The organism is Rhodococcus sp. IEGM 1354 (assembly GCF_030056855.1).
Lineage (GTDB): Bacteria > Actinomycetota > Actinomycetes > Mycobacteriales > Mycobacteriaceae > Rhodococcoides.
The window spans coordinates 1-1300 of the sequence record NZ_JASHKT010000029.1; the positions used below are offsets into that span (position 1 = coordinate 1).

Here is a 1300-nt window from a genome sequence, read left to right on the forward strand (position 1 = left end):
CCGGTCTCGGTCGTGAGGGCAGTGCCGAAGGGCTCGAGGAGTACCAGAACGTGCGCTTCTACAACATCGCCCGCCGCCCCAGCACGTGAACTACCCACATCCATTCACACCTCCCCAGAACGAAAGTGTCTCTGTCATGCGTATTTCCGTTGTCAAAGAGATCAAGCCACAAGAGGCCCGGGTCGGGCTGACCCCCGGCGGTGCCGCCGACCTCGTTCGTAGCGGCCACACCGTCCTCGTCGAACGCGGTGCCGGTGACGGCGCAGGGTTCAGCGACGACGACTACACCGCCGTCGGTGCCCACCTCACCTCCCAGGCCGAGGCCTGGGAACGCGCCGAACTGCTGGTCAAGGTCAAGGAACCGATCGCCGCGGAATACCCATTCCTGCGCGAGGACCTGACCCTGTTCACCTACCTGCACCTCGCCGCAGACCGCCCGCTCACCGAAGCTCTGCTGGCCGCAGGAACACTCGGCATCGCCTACGAGACCGTGCAGGACAACACCGGCCTACCGTTGCTCACTCCCATGAGCGAGCTCGCCGGTCGACTGGCCGCGCACGCAGCCGCCACTCACCTGACCATGCCCGGCGGTGGCCCCGGCATGCTGCTCGGCGGATCACCCGGTGTCGCGCCCTGCCGGGTTCTGGTCATCGGCGGCGGAGTCGTCGGCACCCAGGCCGCACTCCTGGCTCTGGGGATGCAAGCCGAAGTCACCATCCTCGACACCTCCGGAAAGCGGATCCGCGAACTCGACATCCTCTTCGGGGGCCGAGCACGCACACTGGTCTCCGACGCCCAGACCCTCGACACCGAACTCGCGCGAGCGGACGCAGTCGTGGGCGCAGTTCTCGTCCCCGGACGAGCAGCACCGAAAGTCGTCTCACGTGCACAGCTGGCACTGCTCAAGCCGGGTGCACTCCTGATCGACGTCGCCATCGACCAGGGTGGCGCATTCGAGACCTCCCGCCCCACCACCTACGAGTCGCCGATCTTCACCGTCGAGGGCATCCGTCACTACTGCGTGGCGAACATGCCCGGCGGAGTACCCCAAACCTCGACCAAGGCCTTGACCAATGCCACGCTGGCGTACCTGCGTCAGATGGCCGACCAAGGCGTCGACGCCGCCCTGACCGCCAACCCCGCGCTGGCACTGGGCGTCAACACCCGCGACGGCCGGATCGTCTACCCCGGAGTCGCAGACGCATTCCCGGACCTGCCGAGCCTGCACGCCGACCGCGTACCCGCCTGAACCACAAAGACGACTGCGCCCACCGCAACCACCAGCAGTAGGCGCAGTCGC

The 1300-nt window shown here is 67.1% G+C and carries 1 protein-coding gene; it reads left to right on the plus strand.

What is annotated here, in order from left to right; all coding sequences use genetic code 11:
- Positions 1 to 136: 136 nt before the first annotated feature.
- Complete coding sequence (gene ald / locus QM588_RS25565) at positions 137 to 1249, plus strand: alanine dehydrogenase (RefSeq protein WP_269608745.1); 1113 nt, start codon at positions 137 to 139, stop codon at positions 1247 to 1249.
- Positions 1250 to 1300 lie beyond the last annotated feature (51 nt).

Bases quoted from the DNA above. Each gene is read 5' to 3' on its own strand.
- ald (WP_269608745.1), top strand. From the start codon at position 137: ATGCGTATTTCCGTTGTCAAAGAGATCAAGCCACAAGAGGCCCGGGTC.